The organism is Ruegeria sp. AB11 (genome assembly GCF_056536325.1).
In genome coordinates this window covers 160,799-178,434 of the sequence record NZ_JBQFJO010000001.1, presented here as the reverse complement: position 1 = coordinate 178,434, position 17,636 = coordinate 160,799, and the positions used below count along the sequence as shown (strand labels likewise).

Sequence of the window (17,636 nt, the reverse complement as noted above, 5' to 3'; positions counted from 1 at the left end):
GACAGCCAATTTTATCCTACCGCTTCCTCCGCTTCACATTCCCACCCCGCTGTCCCGGCCTGCCAGCCGTTGACCGCCCACGCGATTTCACTGCGTCTTCCGAGGCTTTCTCGACCGCCCACTGGCGCGCCATCGGGTCGTCGGCGACGGCGAGGTCGACGGCTTCCAGACGTTTGATCTCATCCCGGATGTTGGCGGCCTCTTCGAATTCCAGGTTCTCGGCGGCTTTACGCATTTGCTCGCGCAACCCGTCCAGATGGGCCTCCAAATTCGCACCGTGCATCGGTTTGTCGATGGTGGCGGTGACGCGGTTCATGTCGACGTCACCTTCATAAAGACCGGCCAGAACGTCCTCGACATTCTTCTTCACCGTCTCCGGGGTGATGCCGTGTTCCTCGTTATAGGCGATCTGCCTGGAGCGGCGGCGGTTGGTTTCGTTCAGCGCGCGCTCCATCGAGCCGGTGATCTTGTCGGCATACATGATCACACGGCCGTCGGCGTTCCGCGCAGCGCGGCCGATGGTCTGGATCAGCGAGGTTTCCGAGCGCAGGAAACCCTCTTTGTCGGCGTCCAGAATGGCGACCAATCCGCATTCGGGGATGTCGAGCCCCTCGCGCAGCAAGTTGATGCCGACCAGCACGTCAAAAGCACCTAACCGCAGATCGCGCAGGATTTCGATGCGTTCCAGCGTGTCGATATCCGAGTGCATGTAGCGGACTTTGATGCCCTGTTCGTGCAGGTATTCGGTCAGGTCCTCGGCCATGCGTTTGGTCAGCGTGGTGACCAGCGTTCGGTAGCCATCGGCGGCGACCTTACGCACCTCGTCCAGCAGGTCGTCCACCTGCATGCTGACAGGCCGGATTTCGACCTCGGGGTCCAGGAGGCCGGTCGGGCGGATCACTTGTTCGGTGAAGACGCCGCCGGTCTGTTCGATCTCCCACTTTGCAGGGGTGGCCGAAACGAAGACGGATTGCGGGCGCATGGCGTCCCATTCTTCGAACTTGAGGGGGCGGTTGTCCATGCAGGACGGCAGGCGGAACCCGTGTTCGGCCAGCGTGAACTTGCGCCGATAGTCGCCCCGGTACATGCCGCCGATCTGCGGCACGCTGACGTGGGATTCATCGGCAAAGACGATGGCATTGTCGGGGATGAACTCGAACAGGGTTGGGGGCGGCTCACCCGGCGCGCGGCCCGTCAGATAGCGCGAGTAGTTCTCGATCCCGTTACAGACACCGGTGGCCTCGAGCATTTCCAGATCGAAATTGGTGCGCTGTTCCAGACGTTGGGCCTCCAGCAGTTTGCCCTCGCCGACCAGTTGATCTAGCCGGATGCGGAGTTCCTTTTTGATCCCGATGATCGCTTGGTTCATCGTCGGCTTGGGCGTCACGTAGTGCGAATTCGCATAGACGCGAACTTGCTCCATCGTCGCGGCACGTTCACCGGTCAGCGGGTCAAACTCGGTGATGGTTTCCAACTCTTCGCCGAAGAATGAGAATTTCCAAGCACGGTCCTCAAGGTGGGCGGGCCAGATTTCTAACGAGTCGCCACGTACCCGGAAGGACCCGCGCTGAAAGGCCTGATCGTTGCGGCGGTACTGCTGGGCAACCAGATCGGCCATCACCTGCCTCTGGTCATACTCATGGCCGACCTTCAGATCCTGCGTCATTGCCCCATAGGTTTCCACCGAACCGATGCCGTAGATGCATGAGACCGAGGCGACGATGATCACGTCATCGCGTTCCAGCAGCGCCCGCGTGGCCGAGTGGCGCATCCGGTCGATCTGTTCGTTTATCTGGGATTCTTTTTCTATGTAGGTGTCTGAGCGCGGCACATAGGCCTCGGGCTGGTAGTAGTCGTAGTAGGAGACAAAGTATTCGACCGAGTTCTCAGGGAAGAAGCCCTTAAACTCGCCGTAAAGCTGAGCCGCCAGCGTTTTGTTAGGGGCAAGAATGATCGCTGGGCGCTGAGTCTCTTCAATCACCTTCGCCATGGTGAAGGTTTTGCCCGTCCCGGTTGCTCCCAAAAGAACCTGATCACGTTCCCCGTCATTTACACCACCTGTCAGTTCCTTGATCGCCGTTGGCTGGTCGCCTGCGGGGGCGAATTCAGTGTGCATGACAAACTGCTTGCCGCCTTCCAGTTTCAGGCGCGCGCGCACGTCCTCGGCGGTTAGCTGGGTCTTGTCGGAATGGGCGTAGGGCATAGGCAGGCTCCGGATCAGAACTCTACATTTGTTCTTATTTTGTCCAACTGCAAGGGCTGATCCGGTCTGGGAACCTCTGATTCAGTAATAGGCGGGTTCAGCATCCGGTATGTGATCCGAATTCACCTTGTTGGCCAGTGCCTTCAGGTTGCTGTCAAGAACCTTCGACATCATCATTTTCATCAAGGTCTGCCCTAAAAACCAGCCGAGGGGGCCATATTTCACGGCATAATCCATGCTCCAGATCACCCGGGTGCTAGCCCCGTCCAGCGGTTTGATTGCGATCGTGGCATGCGCATCGGTTAGGGGCATCGCTGTCATATCGGACAGGCGCACGCTGTAACCTCGGTTGGGGTCCCACTCTGTCACCTCTTCGACCAAAGAGGTTCCGTTCTCAAAGTAACAACGCCGCTTTGACCCAATGCCATTTGCCCCATGCGTCAGGGCCTCGACATATGCGATCTGTGGGGCAATCTCGTCTATCTGCATAAACCGGCTGAGTACCCCCCAGATGGCTTCGGGGGTCGCGTTGATTTCAAGGGTTCGTTCATAATGGATCATCTGCTCAATCCTTTGGCTGATCTTTCGAAAATCATAAGTGTTGCCAATGACAGTTCCTGTCATCAGGATGTTGTTGTGCTCCGCGACAATTGTCATCTTGTCCCGGGCCGCGCTCTGACGCATAAACAAGTCCATCAAGTGAATACGGAGAGGCGACATGCGCGCACGGATTTACCAGCCTTCGCGAAACGCGATGACCTCAGGGATGGCCAAGACCCGCAAGTGGGTTTTGGAATACGCCCCTGCTTCGGCGCGCGAAGTTGATCCGCTGATGGGCTGGACCTCGTCCAATGACACGCAAACCCAGGTGCGTCTGAAATTCGACTCCAAGGAAGAGGCGTTGGACTACGCCAAGGACAACGGCATCGATGCACAGGTGAGCGAACCGCACAAGCGCAAGCCGAACTTGCGGGCCCGCGGCTATGGTGAGAACTTTGCCACAGACCGGCGTGCGCCCTGGACTCACTGACAAGGCATCCTGAATGATCGACATCCGCGAAGCCGATCCCGGCGCCGAGGAAATGCGCGCCATCATTCAAGCCCATTTCGCGCATAGCGCAGCAGCTGGCCCTGCTGAAAGCAATCACACAATGGATGCAGGCTCACTTGCCGCCACCGGAGTGCGATTTTGGGCGCTTTATGAGGACGGCTGCCCGTTGGGGTGTGGCGCGCTAAAGGCATTGCCCGACGGCACCGCCGAGGTCAAATCAGTGCATATCTTGGCCGAGGCACGTGGTAGGGGGCTTGCGAGGGTGATGATGAAACACCTTGCGCAGATCGCGCAAGATGAAGGACTATCTGCGTTGGTTTTGGAAACTGGCGCTGACCATCTGCAAGGCTATGACGCGGCGCGCAAGCTATATGAATCGCTGGGGTATTCATACTGCGGTCCGATTGTAGGTTACGAAAACGACCCAAACAGCGCCTTCATGCGCTTGGCTCTTGAACCCGCCCGCTAAAAGCCGCAAGAAGGGCTCAGCGGTCCCTTAGCTCAACTGGATAGAGCAGCTGACTTCTAATCAGCAGGTTGAGGGTTCGAGTCCTTCAGGGATCGCCACTCCATACCTTCAACACTGAGTATCCAAGGCCGATTCGGATATTTTTGTGAACCTTCGGGTTGCGGATGAAAAATCCGTCGTATCGGCATGAGATATGGCTTGAGTTAGAGAACGCATTACGACCTGAGTTTGGACAAAATTACGCCCAGAATAGCCAATAGCCGACGCAGAGAAAGTGACGGAATACGGACTGGGATCCAATGGAAAAGATTGCTCTTCTTCTTGCCTTTTTGCCTGCGGCTGCATTTGCCGAAGAGCGCGTGTTTGAATGTGACGCGCCGGATGCAGAACATCCAGAAATGGCAGCCAAACTGGTTAAATATGACGGGCAGCAAAAGGGCCACATTACAATAGGTGACATCGACAAAGACGTGGATGTATTCCCCGGCCTCGACACTTTGACCTACCTGTATATTGGCGATGGCTACACACTGCACTACAACGTACACCCGGAAAAAGGCACCTTCGACTACTCGGCTTCAGGAAGTAAATCCGGCTGGGGCAAAGGCGCGTGTCGGGAAATTACCGGGCAATAATTGATTTGAACCGACGGCGCGACCAAGGCACTGATATTGGATCGCTTTTCGATAGTTCAGGCGTTCATCGCCTTCCAATTCTGGTTGGTGGCGAAATAGCTATCCCTCAGCAATCCAAAGATAGGGGATCCAAGAAATGAAATGCGAGTTCTTGTCTGTCCTCACTTATCAAGCAATAGAGAGCCAATCCAAGAACTAGTAACGTAATTAAGCACCAAGGCGGAACTTGGTCGGTGTCATTCCGGTTTGACCTCGGAAGAAGCGGGTGAAATGGGACTTGTCGGAGTAGCCGAGCATCAGGCCGATCTCCGCTATTGTCATCTTGTCTTCTCTGAGGTGCTTCTTTGCGACATCGACACGCAGCCGTTTGATCTCACGGGGTAGCGTCGTGCTTTGTTGCTGAAGCGCTTTCAGAAACCGATCCGGCTGTATTCCCAGCAATCCAGCCACCCGCTCTGATCCCAAATCGGTTTCGTCCAGTTTGTCGCGTAAGACAGATCGCAAAGCAGCTACCACGGTCACTTCTTCATCTTGTCGAGGCGAAGCCAATGGTTTGGTCGAGCCTTCAGAGATGTGGAGCAAAAACAACCATTCCACAGGAAAACTAATCTGCATTCCGGAATCAGTCCCAAGGCCAACCTCGATCCCCTTGTAGTTGGTAGGCAGACCAGTGATGTATCTGCTTTCCCATCGAACACGGGAAGGGTTCCAGGAGTCTCCGACGACTGTCTGCAATAGGCGTACGTAGATTGCGGCTCCAAAAGCGGTAACCTGAACGGGTGGGACAGTCGATTCCTGTTGCCTCGCGATCCGATAAGTCGCCTTGTCAGCTTCAATGACAAGGCTGTGCCGCACAGAGTTTGACTCCTGCGGTACAAGCCCAACAAAACGGGCAAAAAACTCGAACAGACTCGTTGTCGATTGCAAGGCTTGAGCGAACGGAGGCCATCCTTGCAGGTCAAATGTTTCTCCGACATGCAGGCCAAGGTATCGATCACCGGACAACTCTGAGAAAGTATTCACCAAGCCGTAGACCAACTCTGAGTGTACAAATACGGATGGGTCAGACAGCAGCTCGGCCTTCAAACCGACCTGGTCCAGTGCTGGTTGCGGGTTGATCTTACGTTCGGTGAGATATTGCAGGAACGGAGCGGCTAAAGAGAGGCGAATAAAGCCCTCGCTATGCTCTTGAGAGGTGGAGTTGAAAGGCAAGCCCGTCACCATTGTTTAGATTAGTTTTCCGCAGTGGCCAGTTTTTCAATCACATTCGAACATCTTAATTCAAAAGTGGCAACCGAGCCAAGGTATTCCAGACTACAGTTTGTAAAACATGAATATGAAGGGAGTACTTATGTCTGGTCTACGATTGTCCCTTTGCTCGACGGTAATTGTCGCTGCAGCTCTTTCTTTTTCAACGTCCGCACATGCTCAGGAACAAGAAGAACCCCAAACGCTATTTACCAACGTGCATGTCTTCGATGGCGTTAATGAACAGCGTATCGAGAATGCCAGCGTATTGGTCGAGGGCAATCTAATTAAGGCCGTATCAACCGATGCGATCGATGCCCCCAACGCTACGGTCATTGACGGAGAGGGGCGGACACTTACCCCCGGGTTTATTGAACTGCACGCGCACCTCATGCTGATGGGGCCGACGTTACCTGCGATGGAGGCCAACACAACCTGGGAGGACTTTGCCATACACGGTGCACGGATGGCCGAGATGTATCTGATGCAGGGGTTCACTACAGTGAGGGATGCAGGTGGGGCCAATGGTGGGCTTCGGCGGGCAATTGACTCAGGCCAGATCATTGGGCCCCGCCACTATGCCTCGGGTGCTTTCTTGGGAACTCGGGGTGGTCATGCAGATTTCGCCAATTTCACGGCGCCGCCCGGTTCTGAAACCAACATGAGCCGTCTGAATTTGGCTCAAGAAGTCGATAGCGTTGCTGATGTACATAAGTTTGGACGCAACAACTTTCGTATGGGCGCGACCCAGCTAAAATACATGCAATCCGGAGGCGTGGTTTCGGCGTTTGATCCATGGCAATTGCTCGCTGGTTCCCCCGAAGAAATCCGGGCCGCCGTGCAGGTGGCAAATGAGTATGGCAGCTATGTCATGGCGCATTCCTATCGTAAGGAGGCGATCATGAACGCGCTAGACGCGGGTGTGATGTCGATCGAACATGGCTTTTCGTTTGATTGTGAGATTGCCCAAGTCATGAACGAAAAAGGGGCATACATTACTACGAACCTGACTGCCTTTGATCCTGGATTGCTTGATATTCCTGCAGTGGCAAGCGTCCCGTCGAGCCTCGCCAAGGCAAAATCGGCTTCGGCCACTTTTGCGGGCTACATCGACAATATGAAGGAATGCCCGGTGAAGCGAGGGTTCCAGACCGACTGTGTTGGGTCTGTGGAGGCGTGCAATATCCAGATTGCCTATGAAAAACACCTGAACAATGAGTTCTTCGGACCCTACACGTCAATGGTCACGCTGACATCGACGGGTGGCGAGGTAGTCGCTCTGTCAGGTGACTTTATGAACCCGTATACCGCCGGGAAACTGGGCGTTATCGAGGAAGGAGCTTATGCGGATATCCTGCTAATCGACGGTAATCCACTTGAAGACTTCTCGGTTGTTGGCACAGGTGATCAGTGGTTCGGTGCCGATCCGAGGCCAGAAAGCCCAGATACGATCCGACTGATCATGAAGGACGGCGTCATCTATAAAAACACACTGGATTGACCTGTCCAAACAGTCGGAGAGTACTTATGCACCATTGGTTTCGCTCCTTAGTATTTGCAGGGTTGGTTTGGTGTGGTCATCCTGTCATGGCGACGCAAGGAACCGCGTTGGACTGGTCTGACCTGCCTGACCCGTCCGCGCAGGTCTTTGAAGACCCCTATCGCGAACTTAGCGCCGAACAATTCGACGATGTTCTTTACGTCGTACGGCTGCGCGGCAGGTTACAGCAGGATAGTGGCAGCGAAGAAGAGAGGCAGAAATGGCGGGAGCTTCTGACCGAGACTGAGGATGCCTTGGCGGCTGATGGGATTGATGTCGACTGGCTGCTCGATCAACGAGAGATTGTGACGGAACGGCGAAGAAAGGCTGGAACAAACGGAAATCCGCAATTTGATGGTCAAACAATTACACTAGCGGGCTTCGCCATTCCCGCCCCGAGCGATCCTGACGGACGACCTGTAGCCTATTTGGTGCCAGAACGCGGGATGTGTAGCCACATGCCTCCACCTCCGCCAAATCAGATGATCCGTGTGCGATTAAATGGCGATTGGACGCCCAGTTATTTTCATGAACCCGTAAGGCTAACGGGCACACTGAAGATTGATCCCACGATGCAAAACATGATGGTCGTGGATGGCCTTATGCCCATGAATGCTACCTTCCAGTTGGAGACGGAGAAGGTCGAGACTCTGGAAACGGAGGCAGACAGGCTGGAATGGAAACAGCGCGCCGCTGATCGCATCCGAGCGGCGGGCAATCGCAAGACCGGTGGGGCAAGGGCGTCTGAATGATAAGATTTCTGGTTGCCGCATTGAGTATTGCCTTCGCTGGCGGAGCGTCGGCTCAGGGACTATCCGGGCCATCTTCGGTCGAAGCTGATCTAGAGCCCGGAGATGGGCTGACCGATCCGCAATACCGTTCCGATTTCCCACGCAATATCGCTCCGGGTTGGTTTCAGTGGAAAGACCGACTGGCCGAGGAAGGATTTCGCTTCAACATTGATTACTTGGCATTGGGCCAATCCACAAATGCTGATCTGGGAACCGGCGAAGCGGCCAGTGGGATTGCGCGTTTCTACGGTAGTTGGCAGGCAACTGAACGCGGCTCTCTGACATTCAAGATCGAAGATCGAAACAGCTACACCGATGTCGCCCCACAGTTTTTGGGGCTGGATGGCGGAGCCCTTTCAATCACGGGAACAGCCTTCAACGATAATGGTCTGCTGCTAACCAATCTGTTCTGGACCCAAAGGGCCGAGAACGGTTCGTGGACGCTGCAAGTTGGCCAGATTGATGTAACGGACTTTGTGGATATCTATGGGTTGGTCAGCCCCTACAGTGGCTTCCAAAACCTGTCTTTTAATACCAATCCGACTATTAACACGCCCAATCAAGGTCTTGGCATCGCCGGTGGGGTAAAGCTGAGCGAAAACTTCTACGCTGTTGCGAGCGTCTCAGACGCAAACGCCGACCCGTCTGATCCAAACTTTGATGTGTTTAGCGATGGCAATCTCTTCAAGTCACTCGAACTTGGTTACACCTCTGGCTTTGATCGCATTTACTTCGACAATATCCACCTGACCCTTTGGCATGCGGATGCAGCCGACGATGGCAGCCGCCCTGAAGATTATGGGGCCGCGTTTTCAGCGGCGTGGTTTGTTGGCAATAAATGGATGCCATTCTTTCGGGCAGGGGCCTCAAAAGGGACAGCAGCGCTCTATGACCGGTCGGTTTCTGCGGGTCTGGGTTACTATGGTCGCAATACCGATCTGGCCGGGCTGGGCCTGAACTGGGCCGAGGCAAGAGGCATAGACGGTGATCAGTTCACGCTCGAAGCATTCTACCGGTTTTCAATCTCGCCCGGACTGCAGATCACGCCATCACTGCAGTTCATTTCTGACCCGCTGCTGAACCCCACCCAGGATAGCATTACGCTGTTCGGTCTAAGAACCCGGATCGTTTTCTAAAGTGGGGCGAAAGCAGACGCTAAAAATAACGAAACACATAGTTTTGTCGATAAAAAGGAGGATCCGTCCATGCACACCTTGTTTCTGGCGGGCACGTTGTCTGTTTTTTCGACACTATGCGCCGCGCAGACTTACGATGTCGTCATTCTCAACGGTCGGGTAATGGACCCGGAAACCGGGTTCGACCAGATTGCTAACGTTGGAATAAGCAACGGCTGGATCACTGCGATTACCGACGAAGATATTAACGGCAGCCAGTCTATCGATGCGACAGGGCACGTTGTGGCACCCGGATTTATCGACCTTGAGCAGCACGGGTTGGACCCTTGGGGTATCAAAGTAAACCTTAGGGATGGCGTCACAACTCAAATGGATTTTGAGGTCGGAGCCGCTAACATTGATGAATGGTATGAGGCACGAGAGGGTTCAACGCAGGCAAATTATGGCACGGTGGTTGGACAAGAATTCGCACGGATGCGGGTCCATGACGGCCTCGTGCTTGAAGGTGGAGATATAGACTTCCGGAACTTCTTCGCACTGAGGGCGCAATCTGTGGAAGACGGCGTCGAGGGGTGGTCTTCTGTACCAAGCAACCGTGAGCAGATGAACGAAATCACTGCCCAGCTGGATGAGGGACTACGTCTTGGAGCACTTGGCGTGGGATCGACCATCGGCTACGCCCGCGAAGGTATTACCACCTATGAGATGTTCGAAGCGCAGCGGGCTGCGGCGCGTTACGGTAGATTGACCTCCGTCCATCACCGATTTCATCCCAGTGCTTCGACGCCGACAGAAACACAGACGGGTGTAAATGAAATCTTGGTCAATGCGATGGTGCTTGGCGCCCCGCTGCACATTCATCACGATAATGATTATGGGTGGTGGGAAAATCAGGAAAAGCTCCAGATGGCCCGCGACCAAGGTTACAACGTCTGGTCCAGCTACTATCCTTGGACTGCCGGGTCGGGAAACTACGGAGCTTCGATCATCGCCCCTGAAAACTGGGAAGGTTCGATGGGGTACAAATACGAAGACACTATCTTTGATCCCCAGCTCGATCGCTTCGTGACAAAAGACGAGTTTTTGAATTTCGCTGAGAATGAACCGGGACGGACAGCCATAGTTTTTAGCCCTCCAAGAGAGCAATGGCTGAATGATTGGATCACCATCGCAGGCTATGGCATCTCGGGCGACGGTATGGCCGGGCTAGACATCGAGGGCAACTTGATGAGTTGGGATGCTCCCTACGAAGACTATGCCGGGCATCCTCGGTCAGCAGGCAGCCACGCGCTTGTCTTGAGGCTGGCTCGCGAAGCGAATGTGCCGCTTATGCTCACACTCACTCAGCTCAGCTACATACATGCGAAGCGATTAGGTGACACAGGTTTGCGAGCAATGCAGGTGCGTGGGCGTATGCAAGAAGGCATGGTTGCGGACATTACGATTTTTGATCCGGAGGCTGTGACCGAAAAGGCGAACTACACTCTCGGTCAGCAAGGTCTACCGTCAGAAGGCATTCCGTACGTGCTCGTTAACGGAACCATTATTGTTAAGAACAGTGAAGTTCAGCGAGATATTTATGCCGGACAGCCGATCCGGTTTCCAGTCAAGGAGAGCGGGCGTTTCGTTCCGGCTGGTCGCGAGCAGATCATGGGTATTCTCACACCGGATACCGGCACGGCCCGTCCAACACTGCTCGATGACATCACAAATAGTGAAGCTAGTGTCGCGCCTGCCACGACACCGACTAATCAGTTTGCGTCGGTAGAGCCGACCGACCCTTTTGATTGGTTTACACCTCGCAACGGGCTAGATGACGGAGCCCTGTTCTTTTGCATCGTGCATGCTCGCTTCGAGGACCGTGCAACGGTAAAATATGATTATGCGAAGGCCATGATGTCCAAAACGGGCGGATTTAGAGGTGCTAATCGCGTAAGACCTTGATACATAGCGGGGAAAGGATGGTGGGTGATGAGAGACTCGAATTCCCGACATCTTCGGTGTAAACGAAGCGCTCTATCACAATCCGCACATGCAGCTAAGTGCTGTATCCAACTGCCGCCACCAGCATCCTATAGTAAAGATGTCTCGTGTTGTCAGTAACTTGAGACTTTCATAATCAATTTCAAAGTGCAAGTCGGTAAATGGACTCCAATCTAACCGGTGATGCGCATAACGGTGGAATTGCCGCTCATGTGCGGCGGTGTTGCAGCGGTCGCTACGTGCCGTGGGGGTGTACGGGGGCAACTGGCCACCCAGTGCGGGCTAGATACCGTCTCAAAAAAACGTGCTGCAAATTTTCGTCCGGGCCAAAAGCCGACGTTCAAACGATCCGCAGCTAATGACAACCTCGAGCCCAGAGCAGAAAAATGGCAAAACTGGCTCTGTTGACCGCGGACAACTCGTGTCAGCGAGCGCCTAGTATCAAATTGGGAACTAAAAAATTGCCTTGCGCTTGCGACTTTGCCTCGGCTCCAGCTCACTAAAGCGTGCGACACCACTCACGACAAAAAAATGAGGAAAAAAAGTTTGCATCTAATTATTTTGAATATAACAAGTTAGCACTAGCGAGATGCAGTGTATTTACAAGATACATTCGCGTTTAGTGAACAAATTTACAAAATTTTGTTTTAAATCCAGTAATTTGTTGTGAAGTTTTCATTCGCCTTTCCATTATTGACTTGCACATAAGTGCGCTTTCGTCTGCTGGAAGAGGAGCCAGACGACGGAAGAAAGAGAAATGGGAGGAATTAATGACCAATAAACCGATCACACGCCGTGGCGTGTTGAAGTCTGGTGCCGTCGCAGGTACCGGTCTGGCCCTGCCTACGATCTTCACGGCTTCGTCGGCTGCTGCTTATACCAACGAACCTACCGGAGGGTCCGTAACCCTGGGCTTCAACGTTCCCCAGACTGGACCGTATGCTGAAGAGGGTAATGACGAGCTACTGGCGCAACAGTTGGCCGTCGAACATCTCAATGGTGAGGGAGATGGGGGTTGCTTGAATACCTTCACCTCGAAGGCGCTGAAAGGCAACGGTATCCTTGGCAAAAAGGTCGAGTTCGTCACAGGCGACACGCAGACCAAATCAGACGCTGCACGTGCATCTGCAAAGTCGATGATCGAAAAAGACGGCGCGATCATGATCAACGGCGGATCGTCCTCGGGCGTGGCGGTTGCGGTTCAAGGCCTTTGCCAAGAAGCAGGTGTGATCTTTATGGCTGGCCTGACTCATGCCAACGACACGACTGGCAAGGATAAAAAAGCCAATGGTTTCCGTCATTTCTTTAACGCGTATATGTCGGGCGCTGCACTTGCGCCGGTGCTGGCTGCCGAGATGGGCAAGGAACGCCGTGCTTATCACCTGACGGCCGACTACAACTGGGGCTGGACACAGGAAGAGTCGATCGTCGCGTCTACCGAAGCCTTGGGATGGGAAACGGTCAACACCGTCAAAACACCACTCGCTTCGACGGACTTCTCGTCCTATATCACCCCGGTATTGAACTCGGGTGCTGATGTTCTGGTTCTGAACCACTACGGCGGCAACATGGTGAACTCGCTCACCAACGCAATTCAGTTCGGCTTGCTCGACAAAGTTGCCAACGGCAAGGATTTCAAGATCGTCGTTCCGCTGTATTCGGAACTGATGGCCGCTGGTGCGGGCGAGAACATCAAGGGCGTGCTGGGTTCCATGAACTGGAACTGGCAGCTGCAAGATGAGGGCACCAAAGCATTCGTGAAGTCCTTTGGTGAAAAGTACGGCAAACCGCCGTCCAACTCTGCACAGACCTGCTATGCACAAGTTCTGCTTTATGCTGATGCCTGTGAGCGTGCCGGCACATTCAATCCGTGTGGCGTTGCTGAGGCTCTGGAGGACTTTGAGTTCGACGGTTTGGGCAACGGTCCGACTTGGTACCGTGGCGCGGACCACCAGTGCTTCAAAGACGTGTTGGTCGTTCGTGGCAACGAGAATCCGACCAACGCCTATGACACTCTGGAAATCGTCGAGATCACGCCACGTGCGCAGGTCGAATACGACCCCGAGCATCCGATGTTCGCCGGTGGTTCACTGGGTAAGTGTAACCCGGGCGCGTAAGTCCTCGTGTCTAAGTCTGGCTGCCGAACAGGCGGCCAGACATCTGCAACAGGGTTGATCCTGTTACGCCACTTAATTCACACTGACCAACCCTGAGGTGGGGCCAATGGACGCCATCCTATTGCAAATTTTGAACGGTCTGGACAAAGGGTCGGCCTATGCGTTGATTGCGCTGGGGCTGACGCTCATTTTTGGAACGCTGGGTGTTGTGAACTTCGCACACGGCGCACTGTTCATGATCGGTGCGTTCTGTGCCGTTACTCTGCAAAAGCTCATGAACCTGAGCTTTGCCACCATCGACGAAAGCCAAACCGACTTTCTGGGCAACCCACTGAAGGTTGAAACACCTTATGTCGAGGCTTGGTTCGGCCCAGAGACCGGTGCGACGATCATCGATTGGTCTGTTCCTTTGGCTATCCTGTTTGCGATCCCGATCATGTTAGCAGTGGGCTATGTGATGGAACGCGGTTTGATTAAGCACTTCTACAAGCGCCCTCACGCCGACCAGATCCTCGTCACCTTTGGTCTGGCGATCGTGTTGCAGGAAATCGTGAAGTATTTCTTCGGCGCCAACCCAATCCAAACTCCAGCGCCTGACGCGCTGAGCGGTTCTATCGACCTTGGCACAATGATTGGATTTGACCCCAACGCAATAATCTATCCAATCTGGCGTTTGGTTTACTTTGGATTTGCCGTCGCCATTATCGGCGCCGTTTTCTCATTCCTGCATTTCACCACGTTCGGCATGGTCGTACGCGCCGGAATGGCGGATCGTGAAACCGTAGGCTTGCTGGGTATCAATATCGACCGGCGCTTTACGATCATGTTCGGTATCGCTGCCTCAGTGGCCGGTTTGGCCGGTGTAATGTACGGGCCGCTAAACCCGCCAAATTATCACATGGGGATGGACTTTCTGGTCCTTAGCTTCGTCGTCGTTGTTGTTGGCGGCATGGGCTCGCTGCCCGGAGCCGTGCTGGCTGGCTTTCTGCTGGGCATCCTGGAAAGTTTTGCCTCGACGACCTGGGCCACCACGACAATTCCCGGGATCAATCAAATCATCATCTACCTTGTTGCCATCATTGTGCTTCTGACGCGCCCGCGCGGGTTGATGGGACGCAAAGGCGTGATGGAGGAATAATTGATGTTTGGACTGAACAAAAAAGACACCAGCCTTCTAATCATCGTCGGCCTTCTCACCCTTCTGGCCCCGTTCATCCTGAACCCGTTCCCAGAAGGTAGCGCCATGGCGCAGTTCAACGCGGGTTATCCGGACCTGATGCAGCGCTTTGTTATCTTTGGCATCTTTGCCATCGGGTTCAACATCCTGTTCGGCCTAACCGGATACCTGTCATTCGGTCACGCGGCTTTTTTGGGTGTCGGATCGTACTCAGCCGTGTGGATGTTCAAATTGCTGAGTTACAACATCATTCCGGCTATCGCGCTCAGCGTTGTGGTCGCCGGGGTATTCTCGCTGCTGATTGGGTATGTCAGTCTGCGCCGGTCCGGCATCTACTTTTCGATCCTGACTCTGGCCTTTGCGCAGATGAGTTTTGCATTAGCCTACTCTGTCTTGTCGAACCCCAAGTTCAATCTAACCAACGGGGAAACCGGTCTGCAGGTTTACGCAGACGATCCGCAAATCCTGCAGGGTGCCAACTCACCGGACCTGCCACATCTGTTCGGGCTGCCGATGCGCGCAACTTATACAATGGACGTCGGAGCGTGGAGCTTTGATTTTAACGCGGGATATTATCTTTGTGCGATAGTTATGATGGTGGTGTTCTACTTATCTATCCGCATCTTTCGCTCGCCTTTCGGCATGATGCTACGGGCTGTCAAATCGAACCAGCAGCGGATGAATTACACCGGCCTTAACTCGAAGCCGTACACGTTGGCAGCGTTTGTTATCTCTGGCATGTATGCCGGTCTGGCTGGTGGCTTGATGGCCGCAATGGACCCGCTGGCGGGCGCTGAGCGTATGCAGTGGACCGCTTCGGGTGAGGTCGTTCTGATGACGATCCTAGGCGGTACCGGCACATTGATAGGCCCGGTTCTGGGCGCAGGCTTCATCAAATACTTCGAAAATATCTTCTCTAAGATCAACGACAATGTGTTGCACAGTTGGTTTGCTTTCCTGCCTGATGGGTTGGAGAACGCGGTTGTTTTCGTGATCCATCCGTTCATCGGAAAAGGTTGGCATCTAACGCTTGGCATCCTTTTCATGCTCGTCGTTATCTACCTGCCGGGGGGGCTGGTCGAAGGTGGTCAGCGTTTGCTCAACCGGATCAAACGCAAGAAACCAAAAACCGATGACGCAACGTCTGGCAAGACAGAACCGGCGGAATAAGGGGCGAGCCATGGCAATTCTAAGAGTCAAAGACGTTAGCAAGCGCTTCGGCGGCCTCAAGGCGCTGACGGACGTAAACCTCAATGTAGAAGAAAACTCGGTTCATGCGATCATCGGGCCCAATGGTGCTGGCAAGTCGACCCTGCTGAATTGTCTTGTGGGCAAGCTTATGCCGGACACAGGAACCGTATTGTTCGACAACGCCTCGGTTTTGGGACTCGAACCTTTTCAGATCAATCAGATGGGCATTAGTCGTGTTTTCCAGACACCAGAGATTTTTGGTGAACTGACGGTGATTGAGAACATGTTGATACCTATTTTTGCTATGAGGGATGGAGTGTTCCGGATGCATGCGTATGAGACCATCGCCAACGAAAAGGCGATTGTTGAACAGGCTGAAGCGATGCTGGAAGAGATGAACATGGCTGACAAGCGCGAAATGCATGCAGCCTCGCTTTCACGTGGCGATAAGCGCCGACTCGAGATTGGCATGTGCCTCAGTCAGAATCCGCGGCTACTGCTGTTAGACGAACCTACCGCGGGTATGGCGAGGGCGGATACAAACAACACAATCGACTTGCTGAAACAAATTAAGGATGAGCGCGACATCACCATCGCAATCATTGAGCATGATATGCACGTCGTATTCAGCCTTGCCGAACGCATCACCGTTCTGGCGCAGGGAACACCTCTGGTTGAAGATACTCCGGAAAACATCCGCGGAAACCCCAAGGTTCGCGAAGCCTATCTAGGCGAGGCTGCGTAAGGAAAACCTATGAACGAGAAACCTGACTTTTCGAAAAATGCCAATATGGCCAGCACTGCGCCTGCGTTTCTCTCCGTTTGGGATATGCACTCCTACTACGGCGAAAGCTATATCGTTCAAGGCGTCAGTTTCAACGTGCACGAAGGCGAGATTCTTGCTCTTCTTGGGCGTAACGGTGCCGGAAAAACCTCAACTCTTCGTTCGATTGCGAGAGTTGGAGAGCCTGAAGTAAGACATGGCGAAATCTGGCTAGACCACAAGCCGCTACACAAAATGACAAGCTACGAGGCGGCGGCAGCTGGTCTTGGTCTGGTACCAGAAGACAGGCGAATAATTCCTGGCCTGACCGTCGAAGAAAACCTGCAGCTTGCTCAGATTGCGCCGCCAATCGGATGGTCACTGGAACGGCTTTACGAGTTGTTTCCGCGTTTGGGAGAGCGCAGAAAACAAGAAGGAATTACACTGTCAGGAGGCGAACAACAAATGCTGTCAATCGCCAGAGCCTTGGCGAGGGACATCAAGGTCTTACTTTTGGATGAACCGTATGAGGGATTGGCTCCTGTCATTGTCGATGAAATCGAAAAGACCCTTACTCACGTTAAGCAACAGGGTATGACAACGATAATTGTTGAGCAGAATGCCGTGCGCGCTTTGGAGTTAGCGGACCGTGCGATCATACTAGATACCGGAACCATTGTATTTGATGGTACAGCGAAAGAAGTACTTGAAGACACCAACCTTCGTGAGGAATATCTAGCGATCTAACCCGCATAGTCCTTACTTATCAGGCCAAAAAGACAGGTTAATAACGTGTCCGATGCACCTGTTTACTTCGGTTGTAAGTCTACTGATTTACGCGAAAAGAATAAACTCGAACCATGCAGTCGAGTAATACGATCCGGTGGTCGAAGACCTGATGAACCTTTCATATTCAGGAATTTTTTTGTCCACTATGTTCGCGGAACGGAAGCTCGATTCAAACTCAGCAAAGCTCGGCTCCCGACATTGCGATTTATGATCTGTCCATTGATCGTCGCTGTCACCTACGTTCCCCTGGCCTCGCCCTTGAGATCGGCAGGGACGGCGACTCGGCAGTAATACGAGCCCTTAATCAGAGTTGGATTTGGCATTGCGAAACGACCCACGATGTACTCCCGCGATGTGCTCCACACGGCAGCGTCATGTCCTTATTTTAAAGGACGCCAGTAAAACAAGGGCTGTTTGATGGTGGGTGATGAGAGACTCGAACTCCCGACATCTTCGGTGTAAACGAAGCGCTCTACCAACTGAGCTAATCACCCGTGAGGGCTCATGTAGCTAAGCCCGTGCGCGGGCGCAAGAGGGTAGGGC

General features: G+C 53.8%; 15 protein-coding genes and 2 tRNA genes. 13 read left to right on the top strand and 4 right to left on the bottom strand.

Features of this window, described 5'->3' with window-relative positions:
- Window positions 1–16 precede the first annotated feature (16 nt).
- Window positions 17–2,203 carry an excinuclease ABC subunit UvrB gene (uvrB, locus tag ACR3EJ_RS00960; RefSeq protein WP_170544395.1) on the bottom strand — a complete coding sequence of 729 codons (2,187 nt, stop codon included), beginning with the start codon at window positions 2,201–2,203 and terminating at the stop codon, window positions 17–19.
- 81 nt (window positions 2,204–2,284) lie between these two features.
- Window positions 2,285–2,887 carry an SRPBCC family protein gene (locus tag ACR3EJ_RS00955; RefSeq protein ID WP_480422473.1) on the bottom strand — a complete coding sequence of 201 codons (603 nt, stop codon included), beginning with the start codon at window positions 2,885–2,887 and terminating at the stop codon, window positions 2,285–2,287.
- A 34-nt stretch (window positions 2,888–2,921) separates the two neighbouring features.
- On the opposite strand from ACR3EJ_RS00955, the gene ACR3EJ_RS00950 reads away from it, so the two are divergent.
- The 4 genes from ACR3EJ_RS00950 (at window position 2,922) to ACR3EJ_RS00935 (ending at window position 4,358) form a co-directional block, all read left to right on the top strand.
- Window positions 2,922–3,233 (top strand): ETC complex I subunit, encoded by a 312-nt coding sequence (locus ACR3EJ_RS00950; RefSeq protein WP_170544393.1) that lies wholly within the window; start codon window positions 2,922–2,924, stop codon window positions 3,231–3,233.
- 13 nt (window positions 3,234–3,246) lie between these two features.
- Window positions 3,247–3,723, top strand: coding sequence for a GNAT family N-acetyltransferase (locus ACR3EJ_RS00945; RefSeq protein ID WP_170544391.1), 477 nt, complete (start codon window positions 3,247–3,249; stop codon window positions 3,721–3,723).
- Between the two features lie 21 nt (window positions 3,724–3,744).
- A tRNA-Arg gene (locus tag ACR3EJ_RS00940) sits at window positions 3,745–3,821 on the top strand.
- A gap of 201 nt (window positions 3,822–4,022) precedes the next feature.
- The gene (locus tag ACR3EJ_RS00935; RefSeq protein ID WP_170544389.1) at window positions 4,023–4,358 is read left to right on the top strand and encodes a hypothetical protein; all 336 of its coding nucleotides are present in this window, start codon (window positions 4,023–4,025) and stop codon (window positions 4,356–4,358) included.
- A gap of 207 nt (window positions 4,359–4,565) precedes the next feature.
- Here the strand turns inward: ACR3EJ_RS00935 and ACR3EJ_RS00930 are convergent, their stop codons facing one another.
- Window positions 4,566–5,570, bottom strand: a complete 1,005-nt coding sequence (locus ACR3EJ_RS00930) for an AraC family transcriptional regulator (RefSeq protein WP_170544387.1) — start codon at window positions 5,568–5,570, stop codon at window positions 4,566–4,568.
- Window positions 5,571–5,709: 139 nt separating this feature from the next.
- Here ACR3EJ_RS00930 and ACR3EJ_RS00925 point away from each other — a divergent pair, with 139 nt between their 5' ends.
- The 9 genes from ACR3EJ_RS00925 (at window position 5,710) to ACR3EJ_RS00885 (ending at window position 17,051) form a co-directional block, all read left to right on the top strand.
- Complete coding sequence (locus ACR3EJ_RS00925) at window positions 5,710–7,107, top strand: amidohydrolase family protein (RefSeq protein WP_170544385.1); 1,398 nt, start codon at window positions 5,710–5,712, stop codon at window positions 7,105–7,107.
- Between the two features lie 26 nt (window positions 7,108–7,133).
- Window positions 7,134–7,898 carry a DUF3299 domain-containing protein gene (locus ACR3EJ_RS00920; RefSeq protein ID WP_170544383.1) on the top strand — a complete coding sequence of 255 codons (765 nt, stop codon included), beginning with the start codon at window positions 7,134–7,136 and terminating at the stop codon, window positions 7,896–7,898.
- Window positions 7,895–9,073 carry a carbohydrate porin gene (locus ACR3EJ_RS00915; protein ID WP_170544381.1) on the top strand — a complete coding sequence of 393 codons (1,179 nt, stop codon included), beginning with the start codon at window positions 7,895–7,897 and terminating at the stop codon, window positions 9,071–9,073. Before ACR3EJ_RS00920 ends, ACR3EJ_RS00915 begins: the two co-directional genes overlap by 4 nt.
- Window positions 9,074–9,142: 69 nt before the next feature.
- Window positions 9,143–11,017 carry an amidohydrolase family protein gene (locus ACR3EJ_RS00910; RefSeq protein ID WP_170544379.1) on the top strand — a complete coding sequence of 625 codons (1,875 nt, stop codon included), beginning with the start codon at window positions 9,143–9,145 and terminating at the stop codon, window positions 11,015–11,017.
- A gap of 809 nt (window positions 11,018–11,826) precedes the next feature.
- Window positions 11,827–13,173 (top strand): substrate-binding protein, encoded by a 1,347-nt coding sequence (locus ACR3EJ_RS00905; RefSeq protein WP_170474534.1) that lies wholly within the window; start codon window positions 11,827–11,829, stop codon window positions 13,171–13,173.
- Window positions 13,174–13,279: 106 nt separating this feature from the next.
- Complete coding sequence (locus ACR3EJ_RS00900; protein WP_170544378.1) at window positions 13,280–14,311, top strand: branched-chain amino acid ABC transporter permease; 1,032 nt, start codon at window positions 13,280–13,282, stop codon at window positions 14,309–14,311.
- Window positions 14,312–14,314: 3 nt separating this feature from the next.
- A complete protein-coding gene (locus ACR3EJ_RS00895) occupies window positions 14,315–15,520 on the top strand; it encodes a branched-chain amino acid ABC transporter permease (RefSeq protein WP_170474539.1) in 1,206 nt (401 codons plus the stop codon).
- A 10-nt stretch (window positions 15,521–15,530) separates the two neighbouring features.
- On the top strand, window positions 15,531–16,286 hold the full coding sequence (locus ACR3EJ_RS00890) for an ABC transporter ATP-binding protein (protein ID WP_170544376.1): 756 nt from the start codon (window positions 15,531–15,533) through the stop codon (window positions 16,284–16,286).
- 9 nt (window positions 16,287–16,295) lie between these two features.
- On the top strand, window positions 16,296–17,051 hold the full coding sequence (locus tag ACR3EJ_RS00885) for an ABC transporter ATP-binding protein (RefSeq protein WP_170474546.1): 756 nt from the start codon (window positions 16,296–16,298) through the stop codon (window positions 17,049–17,051).
- A gap of 460 nt (window positions 17,052–17,511) precedes the next feature.
- Here the strand turns inward: ACR3EJ_RS00885 and ACR3EJ_RS00880 are convergent.
- Window positions 17,512–17,587: transfer RNA gene (locus ACR3EJ_RS00880), tRNA-Val, on the bottom strand.
- Window positions 17,588–17,636: the final 49 nt, after the last annotated feature.